The 18,457-nt window shown below is 63.3% G+C and carries 9 protein-coding genes and 3 pseudogenes; 9 read left to right on the top strand and 3 right to left on the bottom strand.

Annotated features, from left to right (window positions below):
* Positions 1 to 13 precede the first annotated feature (13 nt).
* The 3 genes and pseudogenes from MF410_RS20135 (at position 14) to MF410_RS20145 (ending at position 7,222) form a co-directional block, all read left to right on the top strand.
* A complete protein-coding gene (locus tag MF410_RS20135; protein WP_239619999.1) occupies positions 14 to 2,494 on the top strand; it encodes a glycoside hydrolase family 2 protein in 2,481 nt (826 codons plus the stop codon).
* Positions 2,495 to 2,540: 46 nt separating this feature from the next.
* Positions 2,541 to 3,718, top strand: a pseudogene (locus MF410_RS20140) (glycosyltransferase family 4 protein).
* Between the two features lie 191 nt (positions 3,719 to 3,909).
* Positions 3,910 to 7,222, top strand: a pseudogene (locus MF410_RS20145) (alpha/beta fold hydrolase).
* 19 nt (positions 7,223 to 7,241) lie between these two features.
* On the opposite strand, the gene MF410_RS20150 reads toward MF410_RS20145, so the two are convergent.
* The 3 genes and pseudogenes from MF410_RS20150 to MF410_RS20160 form a co-directional block, all read right to left on the bottom strand.
* Entirely contained in the window at positions 7,242 to 8,420 is a 1,179-nt protein-coding gene (locus MF410_RS20150) for a glycosyltransferase family 4 protein (RefSeq protein ID WP_097624990.1), read from the bottom strand.
* A 268-nt stretch (positions 8,421 to 8,688) separates the two neighbouring features.
* A pseudogene (locus MF410_RS20155) lies at positions 8,689 to 8,924 on the bottom strand (Lrp/AsnC ligand binding domain-containing protein).
* A 70-nt stretch (positions 8,925 to 8,994) separates the two neighbouring features.
* Complete coding sequence (locus MF410_RS20160) at positions 8,995 to 9,903, bottom strand: LysR family transcriptional regulator (RefSeq protein WP_097624989.1); 909 nt, start codon at positions 9,901 to 9,903, stop codon at positions 8,995 to 8,997.
* A gap of 103 nt (positions 9,904 to 10,006) precedes the next feature.
* Between MF410_RS20160 and MF410_RS20165 the strand changes: the two genes are divergently transcribed.
* The 6 genes from MF410_RS20165 (at position 10,007) to MF410_RS20190 (ending at position 18,456) form a co-directional block, all read left to right on the top strand.
* Positions 10,007 to 11,419: a VOC family protein gene (locus MF410_RS20165; RefSeq protein ID WP_097624988.1), complete on the top strand. Its 1,413-nt coding sequence runs from the start codon at positions 10,007 to 10,009 to the stop codon at positions 11,417 to 11,419.
* A 65-nt stretch (positions 11,420 to 11,484) separates the two neighbouring features.
* The gene (locus MF410_RS20170) at positions 11,485 to 12,768 is read left to right on the top strand and encodes an FAD-binding oxidoreductase (RefSeq protein WP_097624987.1); all 1,284 of its coding nucleotides are present in this window, start codon (positions 11,485 to 11,487) and stop codon (positions 12,766 to 12,768) included.
* Between the two features lie 45 nt (positions 12,769 to 12,813).
* Positions 12,814 to 14,352 (top strand): aldehyde dehydrogenase family protein, encoded by a 1,539-nt coding sequence (locus MF410_RS20175; RefSeq protein WP_097624986.1) that lies wholly within the window; start codon positions 12,814 to 12,816, stop codon positions 14,350 to 14,352.
* 316 nt (positions 14,353 to 14,668) lie between these two features.
* Positions 14,669 to 15,691 (top strand): iron ABC transporter substrate-binding protein, encoded by a 1,023-nt coding sequence (locus MF410_RS20180; RefSeq protein ID WP_097624985.1) that lies wholly within the window; start codon positions 14,669 to 14,671, stop codon positions 15,689 to 15,691.
* A 63-nt stretch (positions 15,692 to 15,754) separates the two neighbouring features.
* Positions 15,755 to 17,422 carry an iron ABC transporter permease gene (locus MF410_RS20185; RefSeq protein WP_097624984.1) on the top strand — a complete coding sequence of 556 codons (1,668 nt, stop codon included), beginning with the start codon at positions 15,755 to 15,757 and terminating at the stop codon, positions 17,420 to 17,422.
* Positions 17,419 to 18,456 (top strand): ABC transporter ATP-binding protein, encoded by a 1,038-nt coding sequence (locus tag MF410_RS20190; RefSeq protein ID WP_097624983.1) that lies wholly within the window; start codon positions 17,419 to 17,421, stop codon positions 18,454 to 18,456. Before MF410_RS20185 ends, MF410_RS20190 begins: the two co-directional genes overlap by 4 nt.
* The last annotated feature ends 1 nt before the right edge of the window (position 18,457 follow it).

Raw genomic sequence — 18,457 nt, forward strand, 5'->3', positions numbered from 1 at the left:
CGGAGATCTGACCATGCGCGGGCGTTTGGCAAGCATCGGTGCCGAGGAAAGCCTGCTTTCCGAAGGCTGGAACCTGATCCTGACGGAGCCGGGCGCCTGCGCCGTGCCGCATGATATTCCGCTCTCCGCGCAGTTCACTCCCGCCCCCGTTCCCGGGACCGTTGCCGCAGCACTCGAAAAGGCCGGACTGTTCGACCGGGAAAATCCAGAGCCGTTGAATACGCGGGATGCCTGGTATCTCTGCCGGCTGTTCGATGCCGAGCCGGGTGAAGCGATCCTGCGTTTCGCGGGACTTGCCACGCTTTGCCATGTCTTCCTCAACGGCCAGGAAATCCTTTTTTCCGAGAGCATGTTCACGGCCCATGAAATCCCGGTGACGCTGGTGGGTGGCGACGAGCTGGCGCTGTGTTTCCGGGCGCTCGGCCCCCGCCTGTCGGAGCCCGGCCCGCGTGCGCGCTGGCGGCCGCAGATGATCACGCCGGCGGGTCTCGAAAATTTCCGCACGACGCTGCTCGGCCATATGCCGGGCTGGTGCCCCGATATCCATGCGGTCGGGCCATGGCGGCCGATCTCGCTGGTGCGGCGCAACCCCGTCTCGATCGACAATGTCTCCGTCCGCGCCGTGTTAGACGAGAACGGCGTCGGCCGTCTCAGCGTTTCCCTGCACAGCAATGCCGAGAATCCGGCAATGCTGCTGCGCTGCGGCGGCATGGAGCAGCCTTTCGAGAAGATCGGCGACAGTCATTACTCTTCTATCCTCAAGCTTGCCGACATCGAGCCCTGGTGGCCGCATACGCACGGCGCTCCGCGTCTCTATGAGCTGACGCTCGTTTCCGACGGCGTGGACTATCCGCTCGGCACGACCGGCTTCCGGCGGATCGACGTCGAGCGCGGCGCCGATGGCGACGACTTCGCGCTCCTTATTAACGGCGAACGCATCTTCTGCCGCGGCGCGGTGTGGACGACAGCCGATATCGCGCGTCTGCCGGGCACGCGGGCGGATTATGAGCCGTTCCTGCGGCTTGCCGCGCAAGCCGGCATGAACATGATCCGCATCGGCGGCACCATGGCCTACGAGACACCGGATTTCTTCGGGCTTTGCGACGAACTCGGCCTGCTGGTCTGGCAGGATTTCATGTTCGCCAACTTCGATTATCCGCGCAACGACAAGGCTTTTCTCGGCCACGTGCATGCGGAGGTCGAGGAATTCCTGCACGGCGTCCAGGCGTCGCCATCGCTGGCGGTGCTCTGCGGCGGCAGCGAAATCCATCAGCAGGCGGCGATGCTCGGTCTGCCCGTGGAATTCTGGAGCGGACCGGTTACCGATGAAATCATCCCGGCCATCGTTACGCGCATGCGTCCCGACGTGCCCTACGTTCCGAATTCGCCTTATGGCGGGGCGATGCCGTTTTCGCCGAATGCCGGTATCGCCCATTATTACGGCGTCGGCGCCTATATGCGGCCGATTGCCGATGCGCGCCGCGCCGATGTGCGTTTTGCCTCAGAAAGCCTTGCGTTTGCGCATGTGCCGCAGCTAAGGACGCTGCATCGTCATCTCGACGTGCCGGCCGTCCACAGCCCGCTCTGGAAGGCCCGCGTGCCGCGCGACCGCAGCGCATCCTGGGATTTCGAGGACGTTCGCGATTTCTATCTGGAGCTTCTCTATGGTTTCGATCCGGCCCGCCTGCGGCGCGAGGATTCGGAACTTTATCTCGATTTCTCCCGCGCCGTCACTGGCGAGGTGATTGAGGAGACGTTTGCCGAATGGCGGCGCAAGGGTTCGGCTTGCAACGGCGCGCTCGTCTGGACGCTGCAGGACCTGCTGCCCGGTCCCGGCTGGGGGGTGATCGATTCCACCGGCGAGCCGAAGCCGGTCTGGTATGCGATGCGCCGCGCCTTTCGGCCGGTGCAGACGGTGTTCACCGACGAGGGAACCAACGGCCTCGACGTGCATGTCGTCAACGAGACGGACGCAGACCTCGACGTCGAGCTCGAAGTCGTCTGCCTGCGCGATGGAAAGCAGCAGGTCGTCAGCGGCAGCAGGGCCTTCAAACTGGCGGCAAGGGACACGGAACGTCTTGCCGCGACCGCGCTGTTCGGTGCCTTTTTCGATACGACCTATGCCTTCCGCTTCGGACCGCCGTCGCATGATGTCAGTGTGGCGCGCCTGCGTTCGCTTGCGGATGGCGCCGTTCTAGCCGAAAGCTTCCACTTTCCCTGCGGACGGGACAAGGCGCTGCATGAAGCAGGCATCGAGGCATCGCTCGGAAGAGATGGCGACGACTGGTTCGTCGATCTCAGGACCGACCGGCTGGCGCAATCGGTGCATATCGACGTCGACGGCTATCGGCCCGATGACGACTGGTTCCATCTCGCGCCCGGCGCGATGCGGCGCGTGAAACTCGTCGCGCTGTCGGGCACTGAGAGCGATATCGCGCCCGCAGGCGAGGTCAGAAGCCTAGGCAGTTCGCATCGTGTCGTGCTCTCGGGCTGACGCTCTCTGTGAAAAACGATGCCCATCCATTGAGAAAGACCGTGATTTGAGAACGACATACCGCTTTTTGCGTGCCCATGTCCTGCAGCGGCTGATCCCGCGGTCGCGCCTTGCCTTCAATCCGCGCCGGCCGGTGGAAATCGTCGGCTATCTCTCGATGGCTGTCGGCGTCGGCGAATCGGCAAGGCTCTGCGCTGGTGCGCTCTCCGAAGCCGGAAGGGCAATTTCGCTCTCCGACGTCAGCACGCATCGCGACGAGAAGTCCTTCCCGGATGGACGTCGTCGCGTCTTTCCACCGAGCCGCCAGGAAGCCGTATCTGGCACCTCAATCCGCCGATGCTGCCGCGCGCCATCCTGAAGAAGGGTGTCGGCAATTTCACCCGCACCTTCAATATCGGCTACTTCGCCTGGGAGCTCGAAGTGGTGCCGGCGGAATGGCGCAATGCCATGCACTACATGAACGCGGTCTTCGTGCCGTCGGAATTCACCCGGCGGGCGATTGCGCCGCTCACCAAGGCACCGGTCCTCGTCGTTCCCCATCCGGTGATCGAGGCGCCGGCGACCGAAGGCATGCGGGAGAGGTTCGGCATCGAGAAGGACGCCTTTCTCGTCAGCTTCATCTTCAGCGCCGGCTCGTCGATCAACCGGAAAAATCCGCAGGCCGTCATCGAGGCTTTCAGGATATTTGCCGCCGAAGCCCCAAGCGCCTTCCTGTTGATGAAGGCCAGCGGCGATGTGAACAAGGATGAAGCCCTCAGCGCGCTGGTCGCTTCGGTCGCGGGCGACGCCCGGATCAGGATCGTCACCGACAGGCTGTCGAACGCCGATATCAACGGCCTCATCCGCTCTTCCGACGCCTATCTTTCGCTGCATCGTTCAGAGGGTTTCGGGCTGACGGTCGCCGAGGCGATCATGCAGGGCACGCCCGTCGTCTCCACGGCCTGGTCCGGCACAGCGGATTTCTGCGACCCCCGCAATAGCTGGCTGGTCCCCTCTCCTCTGATCCCCGTCGTCGATACCCATCCCGAATTTGCCGGGCTTGAGGGTGCGGTCTGGGCGGATCCCTCTCCCGAAGCCGCCGCCGCCCATTTGAGCGACATCTTCCGCGCGCCCGAGCTCGCGCGAGGAAAGGCCGAGAACGCGCGGGAGTTCCTACGGCACCATCTCGCAGACAACAGCTATGAGAGGGCGCTCCAGACGCTGGCGGCGATGCAATCCAGCTAAGGTGAGGTCGTCACTCCGCTTTATTTTAACATTTTCGCATTAGAGATGACGGGTATGCGGCTTTAGAGCATGGCGCGCAAAAGTGTGCGGCGGTTTTGCGATAACGGCATGCTTAAAAACGAGAGCTAAAGCGCGAGGAGCGAATCTGAAAGATCGCAGCGCGCTTTAGGCCGATGCCGGCGGATGGACAGATGTCGAAGGGTATTATCGCAAATTCGGTGATGAATGCGGCGGCAGGCATGCTGCTGCTGCTGACGGGTTTCGTTTCGTCGATCATAACCGCGCGGCTGCTCGGGCCGGAGGCCAACGGCATCGTCGCCTTCTCGCTGTGGCTGGTGGTCACGGGCGCCTCGATCGCCGAACTCGGTTCCAGCATCACGCTGTTGAAGACCCTGCCGCAGCTTTCGGCGGAAGGTTACGATATGCGCCGTCGGCGGGGTTTTGCCGCCATCCTCGTCAGCTTCATGATGTTTTCGACCGTCGTGCTGCTGGCGCTCTACGCGCTGTTCTTCCTGACGTCGGAGGAGATGCACTGGGCCGATACCGCGCCGTCCGTCGCGCTTGTCACCGGCGTGCTGTTCTTCGTCCAGGCAATCGGATCCTTCGTCAAATTCTACCTGATCGGCGAAAAGAAACTGGGCGCCTTCTTCCGCCTGACGGTTGCCGTCTCGATCGTGCAGCTTGCCGGCGTTGCCGTCGGCGCTGTGCTCTATGGGGTGGAAGGCGTGCTCGTCGGTTATGCGCTCGGCCAGCTCGTGCTGTTTTTCGCCACACTGCCGATCCTTCTTGCGCGGCGCGACTGGTGCGGGGTCTCTCTCAAAGCGCTCGCCTCCTCCTCGGTCATCCTGTCGATCCAGTTTATTATCGATTCGATCTTCCTTAATCGGCTCGAGCTGCTCTTCCTGCAGCAGTTCTGGTCGGTGGAGATGGTCGGCTACTACGCCGTCGGCCTGTCGATCGCCAATATCGCGCTGCAGCTGCCGATCCAGATGACCGGCAGCCTGCTGCCCTGATTATTCCGAGCGGCGGCACAACAGCGACGATTCGACCTTGCCGGTCGAGGTCTTCGCCGCCGTCACCCGCAGCATGGCCTATATCGTATTGCCGATGAGCCTCGGGCTGGCGGCGATCTCCAGTGAATTGGTGCTCGTGGTGTTCGGCGAAGCGTTCCGCCGCAGCGGAACGGTGGTAGCGCTGCTTGCGCTGGTCGCGCCCGCCTATACCTTCATGCAGATCCTCAGTCTCTACCTCTTGTCGATGGACAGGGTTCGCTCCCGCCTGAACATCAGTGTGATAGGTGGCCTTCTGATGGTAGTCGGTTGTTTACTGATCATACCTAGGCTTGCAGCCGAGGGTGCCGCACTCGTGCGCATCCTCGTCTTCGTTGCGATGTCGGTGATGATGATCAGACAGACAGGATTCGGATCCCAGCTTTCAGGCCTCTACACAAGCCTGACGAAGGTGACCCTTGCCGCCGTGCTTTGTGCTTGCGGGGCGCTCTCGGTGCTGGAATTCATCCAGGGGCCGGTCGGTCTCGTCGCCGCGATCCTTGCCGGCACATTCTGCTATCTCGTGGCACTCCGCCTGCTGCGCGTCATGCCGGCCGAAGATGTCGAGGTCATGCGCTCCATTCTCGCCAAGATGCCGCGGGTGCTGCAGCGCCCTGTAGGCTACGCGATCAATTTCATTGCGCCGCGGCTTCCGGGCGACCCTGACCGCGCCAAGGTCGCGCCCGGGGAATTTTCGCTCGAACCGGCCGAGGGTGCCGGGCGCAACGCCGCCCTGCCTGTCGTCTTCGACGGCACGATCGGGCTGTTCATGCCTGAAAACCCTCTGGCGAAGAAGCGTTCAGCCGCCGTGCTCTTCGTCAGCCCCTGGGGTTTCGAGGAGATGTGCAGCCGCAAATTCTTCCGTGTGGCCGCCGAGCATTTCTCGGATATCGGCGTGGCGAGCCTGCGTTTCGACTATCGCGGCACTGGCGACGCGCTCGATTTCGGCGCGCTGCCGGCAAGGCTGGAAACCTGGGAAAATTCGATCCGCGCGGCGGCCGCCAAGCTCAAATCGCTGAGCGGCTGCGACCGTATCATCCTCATCGGACAGGGGCTCGGCGCAACGCTTGCTCATCGCATCGGCGCCTCGATCGACGGCGTCGACAGCCTCGTCATGCTGGCGCCGGTGCTGAGCGGCCGGGCCTATCTGCGCGAACTCAACATGTGGTCCAAGATCATCGATGCCGATCTCGGCCTCGGCAAGGAACATGTCCAGACCGCGAAGGTGCAGATCGCCGGGCTCGTCATGCCCGAAGAGATCGCCGCCGAACTCGGCAAGCTCAACATCGCCCCGCCGCAGGGGCTTGCTGCGTCGCGTTATCTGATCCTCGAGCGTCCCGCCAAGGTCGACGATACCGGCTTTGCCGATGCGCTGAAGGCGCTCGGCGCCGACGTCGAACAGACGGTTTTCGAAGGCTATGACGAGCTCGCCACCAATCCGCTGTTTGCCAAGACGCCGGCTGAGGTCGTCGAGTTGCTGAAGACGTGGCTGGAGAGGATGACGACGGAGACGTCCGGCGCGCATTCGCCGGCGACGATCGAAAATGCGCCGCTTGCCGGCGAGGGTTTTGTCGAAACACCGGTGCGTTTCGGCAGCCAGGACCATCTGGTCGGCGTCGTCAGCCGGCCGCTCGGCGAGATCAAGGGCAATGCGGTTCTCTTCCTGTCGACGGCCTATGACCGGCATGCCGGCTGGGGACGGACGACGGTGGATATGGCGCGTGAGCTCGCACGTCAGGGCGTCGTTTCGCTGCGCTTCGATTCCGCCAATGTCGGAGACAGCCCGCCGCGGCCGGATGCGCCGGAACAGGTGCTTTATTCCAGCACGCAGACCGAGGATGCGGTTGCCGCGCTCGATCTGCTCGAAAGCGTCGTTGCAGGTCCGGTCATGGTGGCCGGCCGGTGCAGCGGCGGCTACGTCGCCTTCCGCGCCGGCGTCGCCGACGAGCGGTTGAAGGCGGTGGTCTCGATCAATCCCTTCGTCTATTACTGGGATCCCGAGGTGCCGGTGCGTCGGGAGCATGTCGTTTCCGTCCCGCGCAGCCTGGATGACTACGGTCAGCGCCTGGCGCGGGTGGATACGCTGAAGCGGCTGCTCAGCGGCCAGGTGGACGTGGTGTCGGCGCTGCAGAATATCGTCATCGCCGGTGGCCGGCGTCTGTCACCCTTTATCGCGCCGCTGCTGGAACTGCTTCCCGACCGGCGCCATATTGCTCGCGAGGTTCGGCATTCCTTCGCGCTGTTCGGCAAGCGCAAGGTGCCGCTGACGCTGATTTACAGCGAGGGCGATGTCGGGCTCGACCACGTCTATTTCCATTTCGGACCGCGCGGCGCCAAGCTTTCCCGCTATCCGAATGTGCGGCTGCTGATGCTGCCGGATGCCGACCACAATCTGACGCCGCCGCAATCGCGCAAATTCGTGCTCGACGAGATCATCCGCCTGGCGAGGGCGTGAGGAATTTCAGGCCGGTAGTTCAGATGCTGTCTGCAGTGGCGACGTTCAGCGACCGATAGAGATCGATATAACGCCCGGCAACAATGTCCCAGGAGTAACCGCGCGCGGCGTCGAGAAGCCCGGCGCGGACGGCGTCAGGTTGGCGTGCGAGCGTTTCATAGGCCGCTTCGATCCCGGTCGCGGCGGTCTCCGGATTGGTGAAATCGGCAAGCGTGATGACGGGATGCCGGCCGGCAAGTGTCGTAAAGGCGTCGTTGGCGTTCAGCACCGGCAGCAGGCCGGCGCTCATCGCCTCCAGCGCCACCAGGCCGAAACCTTCATATTCCGAGGCGGAGGCGAAGAGCGAGGCGTCGGCGATGATGCGCCGGATGGCGGCGTTGTCGGGTGAGACGTGCAGGGTGACGCGGCCGGACAGGTCGCGGCCTTCGATCGCGGCTTCGACGTCGGCCCGGTTCTGATCGGATTCGGCCCCGACGATGTCGAGATGCCATTCCGCATTGCGCGTCTTCAGCTCGGCCATCGCATCGAGCAAATGGTCCAGCCGCTTGTTGACCGAGAACCGGCCGATGGTGACGATGCGGCGCCGCGCCCGGCGCGAAGCAGTGTCGGCAAATTTACCGATATCGGCGCCGTTTTCGATCAGCAGGCTGTCGGGCACGATTTCGGAAAACTGCTTGAGGTCGGAGGCGCTGCAGCAGACGACCCGCCGGTAAGCCAGTGCCGAAGCGCGGGTCAGCGTCCGGAACCAGATCTTCTTGATCGCCGCGTATTTCCTGGTGTGGAAGAAGCCGCCATGGGTGGTGACGATCATCGGCTTGCGGTGCAGCAGCCGGCCCCAGGCGAGCGCGTCGAAGAAGAAATCGATGGCATGGACGTGGACGAGATCGGCATCGGCGAGATGGCCGAAAACTTTGGGCGCCAGTGGATAACGGCTGCTGCCGGACCAGGGAATGCGCACCACCTCGATGCCGTCGATATCTTCGCGCGGCGGCAGCTTGTCATCAGGTGCGGTGAACAGCGAATCGAGGGTGACGACGCGGACGCGATAACCGCGGCGAACGGTCTGGCGGGCGAGATTGGCGACAACGTCTTCCAGGCCGCCCCGGTTGGGCAGGAACTGGCGCACGACATGGACGATCAGCGGCGCCGTTTCCGGCTGCGGCCTCTCGCGCATCCTGTCTGCCTCGACGATCACCATTTTCCACCTATCGCTGCACGCGCCGCCTCATGCCGAGACGGGACTCTTATAGCAACGACCAGATATCTCAGGCGTTAAGCCGTGGTTTAAGCGGCATCCCGAGAGGCGATTCTTCGTAAAAAGGTTAACCGCGTCTGACGGAGTTCAGAGCATTTCCGTTTTTCTTCGCATCACGGAAATGCTCTGTCTTTTGTTTTTACGCAATTCCCGACAAAAGCGCTTCGCGCTTTGCCTGGCAAAACCGCTGCACACTTTTGCTGGAATTGCTTTAGAAGGCCTTGAAAGTCAGGGTCGTCAGCGAGCGGACGATGCCGGGAATGTTGGCGATGTTGTCGTTGATGAACTTGCCGATATCCTGGCCTTCCTCAATGTAGACCTTCAGCAGCAGGTCGTAGTCGCCGCTTGTGGAATAAGTCTCGAGACCAGTTCGGTCTGGTAGATGGCGTCGGCGACCTCATAGGTCTTGCCGGGGGCGCATTGGAGCTGGACGAAGATCGGCTTCATGGGGATTTCCTGCAAAGGGTTGTTTGGCTAATATAATGGTCGAAAGCGCCATGCCGATGCAAGCCGTTCGTCAAGCTGCCGGCTCGGCGGCCGCTTCCGCGACGATCCAGTCGCGGAAGGCGGCAAGCGGCGCATAGTGGGCACGCTCGGGCGGAAAGGCGAGATAATAGCGCTCGCGGCTTTCCATTTCGCCGTCGATGGCGGCGACGAGATCGCCGCGCCGCAGCTCTTCCTGCATCAGAAATTTCGGCAAAAGAGCGATGCCGAGACCGGCGATCGCCGCTTGCGCGGCGGTGGCGAACTGGTCGAAGAGCATGCCGTGCACGCTTTCGAAAGACACGCCGTTGCCGGCGAACCATTGCTCCCAGGCGTCGGGCCGGGTCGTCAGATGCAGCAGCGGAACGGACAGCAGATCCTGCGGCCCGGAGATCGTGTATCGCTTCAGAAAATCGGGGCTGCAGGCCGGCACCGTGCGCTCCGACATCAGAAAGGCGAGTTCGGCGCCCGGCCAGTGCGGATGGCCGAAATGGATGGCGGCGTCGATCGAATCGAGGCGGAAATCGAAAGGCGAAAGCCGGGTCACCAGATTGATCGTCACGCCGGGATTGGCAACGAGGAAGCGCCCGAGGCGCGGCGCCAGCCAGCGCGTGCCGAAGGTCGGAAGGATGGCGAGGTTGAGCGTGCCGCCATGCGGATTGGCGCGCAGGTTCAGCGAGGCGCTCGATATGCGCCGCAGCGCCTCGCGGATCTCGCGGGCATAACTGTCGCCGGCTGGCGTCAGCCGCATGGTCTGACGTTCGCGCAGGAAGAGTTCGACACCAAGCTGCTCCTCCAGCGCGCTCACCTGGCGGCTGACGGCGCTCTGCGTCAGATCGAGTTCACGGGCGGCGGCCGTGACGCTGCCGGTGCGGGCAACGGCTTCGAAAGCGGCGAGATGCGAAATCGACGGCAGAAAACGTCTTGAAGCGAACATGTTCATTCCATTTCAGAATGAGCTATTTCCAAAATGTCGATATTTCCGCCTTTATGGCCGTTGTAAAGAGGCTCATCCTGCAAAAACGGAATGAGCCGGAGTTTCCGAGATGCCGCAAGCCTTCGTTTCCACAGACCGTATCCGCTCGCTGTTCACCGAAGCGATGTCGCAGATGTATCGGGCCGAGGTGCCGCAATATGGCACGCTGATCGAACTGGTGGCGGATGTGAATGCCGGCTGCCTCAAAAACAATCCCGATCTGCGCGAAAGGCTGGCCGGCGCCGGCGAACTGGAGCGCATTGATGTCGAGCGCCACGGCGCCATCCGGCTCGGCACGGCGGAAGAGCTTTTCACCATCCGCCGGCTGTTTGCGGTCATGGGCATGCAGTCGGTCGGCTATTACGATCTCTCGGTCGCCGGCGTGCCTGTTCACTCTACCTGCTTCCGGCCGATCGACGAGGCCGCACTCAACATCAATCCGTTCCGCGTCTTCACCTCGCTGTTGCGCTTGGAGCTGATCGAGGACGAAGGGCTGCGCAGCGAAGCCGAAGCCATTCTGGCAAAGCGGCGCATCTATACGCCGCGCGCCGTCGCGCTGATCGAGCGTCACGAGCAGAATGGCGGCCTGACGGAGGCGGAGGCGACGGAGTTCGTCGCCGAGGCGCTTGAAACCTTCCGTTGGCACGGCGAGGCGACGGTTAGCGCCGAAACCTATAAGCGCCTGCATGATGCGCACCGGTTGATCGCCGACGTTGTCAGCTTCAAGGGCCCGCATATCAACCACCTGACGCCGCGCACGCTCGATATCGATGCCGTCCAGGCCCGCATGCCGGAACGCGGCATCACCCCGAAGGCCGTCATCGAAGGACCGCCGCGCCGCCATTGCGATATTCTGCTGCGGCAGACGAGCTTCAAGGCGCTTGAAGAAACGATCGTCTTTGCCGGTGACGTGGAAGCGGTTCAAGGGACGCATACCGCCCGTTTCGGCGAGATCGAACAGCGCGGCGTGGCACTGACGGCCAAGGGCCGGGCGCTCTACGACCGGCTGCTCGCCTCGGTCCGCGGCGAAGTGCAGGTCGGCGCCGGCGGCGCCAAGGCCGGCGCCTACGATCAGGAACTTGCCGAGCGTTTCAAGGCGCTGCCGGACAGCTGGGAAGAGCTGCGCAGGCAAGGTCTCGCCTTCTTCCGTTACTGCGCGACGCCTGCGGGCATTGCTGCGGCCGTAGGCGCCCCGCTCCCCGGCGATCCGGAAGCGCTGATCGCCAAGGGTTACCTTGCCTTCTCGCCGATCGTCTACGAAGATTTCCTGCCCGTCAGCGCGGCCGGCATCTTCCAGTCGAATCTCGGCACCGATCAGCAGCAGAATTATGCGACACGTTCGAACCGCGACGCCTTCGAGGCGGCGCTCGGCGCCACCGTTCAGGACGAGTTGGCGCTTTATGCCGAGCGCCAGGCCGCCTCGCTGGATGCGGCAATGGAAGCGCTGGGGCTCGCGCCGCTGCAGTTGAAGACCGTCGCGTAAAATGGCCTTCAACACTTCATCATATGCGTTAGAGTACCGCGATTTCGTTCCGATCGGACTAGACCATGCTGAATGATCCGCGCTCCCACGGCCTCTGGGAAAAGACCGCAGCCGAGCCGCCGGCGACCTTGCCTCTCGAAGGCGCGGTGTCTGCCGATGTCGTCGTGGTCGGTGGTGGCTACACCGGTCTGTCCTCCGCCCTGCATCTTGCCGAAGCCGGGTCGAGGGTGGTGCTCTTGGAGGCGAAGGAAATCGGTTTCGGCGGCGCGGGGCGCAATGTCGGCCTGATCAATGCCGGCATGTGGGTGATGCCCGACGATCTGCCCGGTGTGCTCGGCCCGGTGCATGGCGAGCGCCTGCTCGAGCTGCTCGGCAATGCGCCGAAGCTCGTCATGGAGCTGATCGACAGGCACCGGATCGCCTGCGAACTCGAACGCAACGGCACGCTGCACTGCGCCGTCGGCGCCGACGGGCTGAAGGAGATCGAGGCGCGCGCGGCGCAATGGTCCGCGCGCGGCGCGCCCGTGACGCTGCTCGATGCGGCGGAGACAGCCAGACGCATCGGTAGCGACGCCTATACCGGTTCGCTGCTCGACATGCGCGCCGGCACGCTGCAGCCGCTGGCCTATGCGCGCGGCCTTGCCCATGCCGCCGTCAAGGCGGGCGTTGCCATCCACACGTCGAGTCCCGTCATCGCAACGGAGCGCAACGGCAGCCGCTGGACCGTGAAGACGGCAAACGGCGCGGTCAGCGCCGACTGGATCATCGTCGCGACCGATGCCTACAGCACCGGCCCCTTCGAGCAGGTGCGCAACGAGCAGGTCTATCTGCCCTATTTCAACTTCGCCACCGTGCCGCTCGGCCATAATCTGCGCCAGTCGATCCTGCCGGGGCGGGAAGGCGCATGGGACACCAAGGACATCCTCTCCTCCTTCCGCATGGACCAGGCCGGGCGTCTCGTTTTCGGCAGTGTCGGGGCGCTGCGCAATACCGGGCTAGCCGTGCACAAGGGCTGGGCTAAGCGCGCCTTGAAGCGGCTGTTCCCGATTATCGGCGATGTCGAATTCGAATGCGAATGGTACGGCCAGATCGGCATGACCGACAATGCGCTGCCGCGCTTTCATAAATTCGCGCCCGGTGTCGTCGGCTTTTCGGGTTACAATGGCCGCGGCATTGCCCCCGGCACGGTGTTCGGCCGGACACTGGCCGAGCATATTCTCGGCCGGCTGACCGAAGACGCTCTGCCGCTGCCTTTGACATCACCCACCGAGCCGAGCTTCCGTGCGCTCAAGGAACTATGGTACGAAGCCGGCGCTCAGGTCGCCCATTTCGCCGATGCTCGCTTCTGAGAAGCGATGAACGCTTCTGAGAATAATAAGATTGGAACCACGACAATGACTATCGCCGTCCTCGATCTCGCCACCGAAACCGCCAAGCTGCTTGCCGAACTCGGCGTTGACGCCGGCCGCTATCACGGCGGCACGCTTTCCGTCGCCTCGCCGGTGACGGGCAAGGAAATCGGTAAATTGAGGGAGCATACCGTCTCCGAGACCAAAGCAGCAATCGAAGAGGCGCACAAGGCCTTCCTCGAATGGCGCTCCGTCCCGGCGCCGAAGCGCGGCGAGCTGGTCCGCCTGCTCGGTGAGGAGCTGCGTGCGGCAAAGACGGCGCTCGGCCGTCTCGTCTCGATCGAGGTCGGCAAGATCACCTCGGAAGGTCTCGGCGAAGTGCAGGAGATGATCGATATCTGCGATTTCGCCGTCGGCTTGTCCCGCCAGCTCTACGGCCTGACGATCGCCACCGAACGCTCCGAGCACCGGATGATGGAAAGCTGGCATCCGCTCGGCGTGGTCGGCATCATCTCCGCCTTCAACTTCCCCGTCGCCGTCTGGTCATGGAATGCGGCACTTGCAATGGTCTGCGGCAATTCCACCGTCTGGAAGCCCTCGGAAAAGACGCCATTGACCGCACTTGCCGTGCAGGCGCTGTTCGAAAAGGCGCTGAAGCGTTTCATCGCCGAGGGCGGCACGGCGCCGGCCAATCTATCGACATTGATCATCGGCGGCCGTGAGGTCGGCGAGGTCCTCGTCGACCATCCGAAAATCCCGCTCGTCTCCGCCACCGGTTCAACGGCTATGGGCCGCGCCGTCGGTCCGCGCCTGTCGCAGCGTTTTGCCCGCGGCATTCTCGAACTCGGCGGCAACAATGCGGCGATCGTCTGCCCGAGCGCCGATCTCGACCTGACGCTGCGCGGCGTCGCCTTCTCCGCCATGGGCACGGCCGGCCAGCGCTGCACGACGCTGCGCCGTCTCTTCGTGCATGAGAGCGTCTACGACCAGCTGGTGCCGCGGCTCCAGAAGGCCTATGGTTCCGTCACCATCGGCAATCCGCTCGAAACAGGCACGCTGGTCGGACCGCTGATCGACGGCCAGGCTTTCGAGAAGATGCAGGCAGCACTCAGCCAGGCGACATCGGCCGGCGGCAAGGTGACCGGCGGTGATCGCGTCGGCAACGGTTTGACCGATGCCTTCTACGTTCGCCCGGCGCTCGTCGAAATGCCGGCGCAAACCGGCCCGGTCGAGCACGAGACCTTCGCGCCGATCCTCTACGTGATGAAATACAGCGATTTCGATACGGTACTGGCCCTGCACAATGCGGTGCCGCAGGGGCTGTCGTCGTCGATCTTCACCAACGACATGCGCGAGGCCGAAACCTTCGTCTCCGCCCGCGGCTCGGATTGCGGCATCGCCAACGTCAATCTCGGCCCGTCGGGCGCCGAAATCGGTGGCGCCTTCGGTGGCGAGAAGGAAACCGGCGGCGGCCGCGAATCCGGCTCGGATGCCTGGAAGGCCTATATGCGCCGCTCTACGAACACGATTAATTACGGCAGAACGCTGCCGCTCGCCCAAGGCGTCAAGTTCGACGTCGAATAAGCCGGCTTGCAGAAAGGCTCGAAAAGGAGGGCTGCACCCCTAAACCGCGTCGCACGCAATTCGATTCCTGCGACGCGCTTTAGCTCTTCTTTTGACGCATGTCGTTGTCCCGGAACCGCTGCACACTTCCGGGCGACATGCGCGGAATGCCGCTTTTTCGACCGATCGAGATTTATTCCCTTTTAATATGAAATATTTAGTCAAGATATTGTGATGGCTTTTCCTTGCAGGCCAAACTTGAAATAGGCAGTCAGGAAAAATATACGCCTCTCATCGCCCTTGTGGAGACTCGGGCGGCATTGCCACGGAGGCCATCATGAACTTTGCTCTCAACCGTTTTTCCCAAGCGCTTGCGCTTGCCGCTTCGTTTCTCTCCGCCACTGCGCTCGCCGGCAGGGCCAATGCGCAGGACGAAGGTCTCGTCGTCTACAATGCCCAGCACGAAAGCCTGGGCCGCGAATGGATCGACGCCTTCACCAAGGAGACCGGCATCAAGGTCACCATGCGCCAGGGCAGCGACATGCAATTCGCCAACCAGATCATCCAGGAAGGCGATGCCTCACCGGCTGACGTATTCCTCACCGAGAATTCGCCGGCGATGACGCTGGTCGACGGCGCAGGCCTCTTCGCCCCCATCGAAAAGGACACGTTGGACCAGGTGCCGGATCAGTACCGCCCGGCCGACGGCATGTGGACCGGTATTGCCGCCCGCACCACCGTTTTTGCCTATGACAAGACCAAGCTCACCGAAGACAAGCTGCCGAAGTCGATGCTCGACCTCGCCGATCCGGCCTGGAAGGGCCGCTGGGGTGCAGCGCCTGCCGGTGCAGACTTCCAGGCCATCGTCGCCTCGCTGCTGCAGCTCAAGGGTGAAGACGCCACCAAGGCATGGCTGAAAGGCCTCAAGGACAACGCGACACCCTACAAGGGCAACAGCGTCGCCATGAAGGCCGTCAATGCAGGCGAAGTCGAAGGCGCGATCATCTATCACTATTACTGGTTCGGCGATCAGGCCAAAACCGGTGAAAACAGCAAGAATGTCGGCCTGCATTACTTCAAGAACCAGGATCCGGGCGCTTTCGTCAGTGTTTCGGGCGGCGGCATCCTGAAGTCGACCCAGCATATGAAGGACGCCCAGGCTTTCTTGAAGTTCATCACCAGCAAGGCCGGCCAGGCGGTTCTGAAGGACGGCACGTCCTACGAATATGCCATCGGCAAGGATGCCGCTTCCAACGACAAGCTGACGCCGCTCGCCGATCTCAATGCGCCGAAAGTCGAAGCTTCGACGCTGGACAGCAGGAAGGTCGTGGAGCTGATGACGATTGCCGGGCTGATCTGACGCTTCTGCCGCAGGCTTGCCATGGCCAAAACTATTGCTTTTGGCTCAAGAAAACCTTAGGGCATGACGATATCCGGCAACCGCTCCTCAAAAGCGGTTGCCTTCCTTTTTCGGCGTATGAAGGCATCGGCCTTGCTGCAGGACAACAGATTGCTCGCATCCGGCAACAAGGCGCCGGTCGCGTCGAAGGCCACGCGTATGGGTTTGCCGCGCGCGCGCGCGCCGCACGCCTCCGTGCTCCTGCTTGCCACCATCGTCGCGATCTTCAGTCTGGTGCCGCTCGGCTTCATCGGCTGGGTCACCTACGACGTAGGCTGGGAAACGGTGAAGGCCCTGGTTTTCCGGCCGCGCGTCGGCGAACTGCTCGTCAACACGGTCCTGCTGGAATCGATCACCATTCCGCTGTCGATCGCGCTTGCCGTGACGCTTGCCTGGCTGACCGAGCGGACCGACATTCCTTTCGCCAGGCTCTGGGCCTGGCTTGCCATCGCCCCGCTCGCCGTGCCCGCCTTTGTGCACAGCTATGCCTGGGTCAGTCTCCTCCCCGGCATGCGCGGCCTGCAGAGCGGCGTCTTCATCTCGGTGATCGCCTATTATCCCTTCCTCTACCTGCCGGTCGCCGCAGCCCTGCGCCGCCTCGATCCGGCGATCGAGGATGCCGCGGCCTCGCTTGGCCTTAATCCCTGGCGGGTCTTCTTCCGGGCGGTTCTGCCGCAGCTCCGGCTCGCCATTTGCGGCGGCTCGCTGCTGATCGGGCTGCATCTGCTGTCGGAATACGGCCTGTTCGTGATGATCCGCTTCGACACGTTCGCGACGGCGATCGTCGACCAGTTCCAGTCTTCCTACAACAGCCCTGCCTCCAACATGCTTGGCGGCGTGCTCGTCGCCTGCTGTCTTTTTCTGCTCGGCTTCGAGGTGCTGGTGCGCGGTAACGAACGTTATGCCCGCGTCGGCACCGGCTCGCCGCGTCCCACGGACCGCCGGCGGCTCGGCTGGTTCATGCTGCCAGCCATCTTGCTGCCCATCGCCCTGGCGGTGCTGACGCTCGGCGTGCCGCTGGTGACGCTTGGCCGCTGGCTCTATCTCGGCGGTACCGAGATCTGGCGCATCGAGGTCGGCAGCGCCTTTCTGCAGACGATCGTGCTTGCCATTGTCGGCGGCGTGCTGGCGACGATTGCAGCAGCCCCGATGGCCTGGCTTTCCGTGCGTGCGCCCGGCCGCTTCCAGCGCCTGCTCGAAGCCTGCCACTATTACGTCGGCTCGCTGCCGGGTGTCGTGGTGGCGCTGGCGCTGGTGACGATCACCGTGCGTCTCGTGCTGCCACTCTATCAGACCTTCGCAACGCTGCTCGTCGCTTATGTGATGCTTTTCCTGCCGCGCGCCATGGTCGGGCTGCGCGCCAGCATCGCCCAGGCGCCGGTGGAGCTGGAGCGCGCCGCGATGGGGCTGGGCCGCACGCCGGGCCAAGCGGTGCGGCAGATCACCATGCGGCTTGCCGCACCAGGCGCGGCCGCCAGCGTGGCGCTAGCCGCGCTCGGCATCACCAACGAACTGACGGCGACACTGATGCTGTCGCCCAACGGCGTCGATACGCTGGCGACCAAATTCTGGTCGCTGACCAGCGAGATCGACTATGTCTCGGCCGCACCATATGCCTTCATGATGGTCGTGCTGTCGCTGCCGCTCACCCTCATGCTCTATACGCAATCGAAACGGACCGCCGGCCAATGACGCTGCTTACGATCGAAAACATCAGCAAGCGCTACGGGCCTGTGCAGGCGCTGAAGGATATTTCGCTCGATGTCCAGGCGGGCAGCCGCACGGCCGTCGTCGGCCCGTCCGGTTCGGGCAAGACGACGCTGCTGCGCATTATTGCCGGCTTCGAGCAACCCGATGTCGGCAGGGTAACGCTCGACGGCGAAGTCCTTGCCGATGGGCCTGCGACGGTGCCGGCCCATAAGCGTGGCATCGGCATCGTTTCGCAAGACGGCGCGCTGTTTCCGCACTTGAGCGTCGCCGAAAATATCGGCTTCGGCTTCGAGCGGGGGGCAGCGGATCGCGAGAAGCGCATCGTCGAGCTGCTCGATATGGTCGAGCTCGACCGTGGCATGCTGGTGCGGCGTCCGCACCAGCTTTCCGGCGGACAGCAGCAGCGCGTGGCGCTTGCGCGTGCCCTCGGCCGCAAGCCGCGGCTGATGCTGCTCGACGAACCGTTCTCGGCACTCGATACCGGCCTGCGTGAGAACATGCGCAAGGCAGTGGCGCGCGTGCTGCAGGCGGCCGGCATCACCGCCGTGCTCGTCACGCATGATCAGGAAGAGGCGCTGACTTTTGCCGATCAGGTTGCGGTTCTGAGAGAGGGGCGGCTGATCCAGGCCGGGTCGCCGCAATCATTGTATCTGCATCCGCGGGATCGCGAGACGGCGCTGTTTCTCGGCGATGCCGTGCTGCTTCCGGCCATCATCCGCAATGGCCTCGCCGATTGTGCGCTCGGCCGCGTCGCCGTCGAAGGCAATCGTCAGGGCAAGGCGGAGATCATGCTGCGGCCCGAGCAGATCCGCGTCGTTGCCGATGAAGGCGATCGCCGCTATGGCGGGCGTGTCGTTGAGGTGGAGTTCGGCGGCGCGGTCTGCACCGTTGCGGTTTCGCTCGACGGTGTCGCCCTGCCGCCGATCCTGATCAAGACCTCAAGCGTCGCGCTTCCCTCACGAGGCGATCTCGTTCGCTTGGATATCGCGGGCAAGGCGCATATCTTCGAAAACTAAA

This window comes from Rhizobium sp. C104 (assembly GCF_022354505.1).
Taxonomy (GTDB): Bacteria; Pseudomonadota; Alphaproteobacteria; order Rhizobiales; family Rhizobiaceae; genus Rhizobium; species Rhizobium redzepovicii.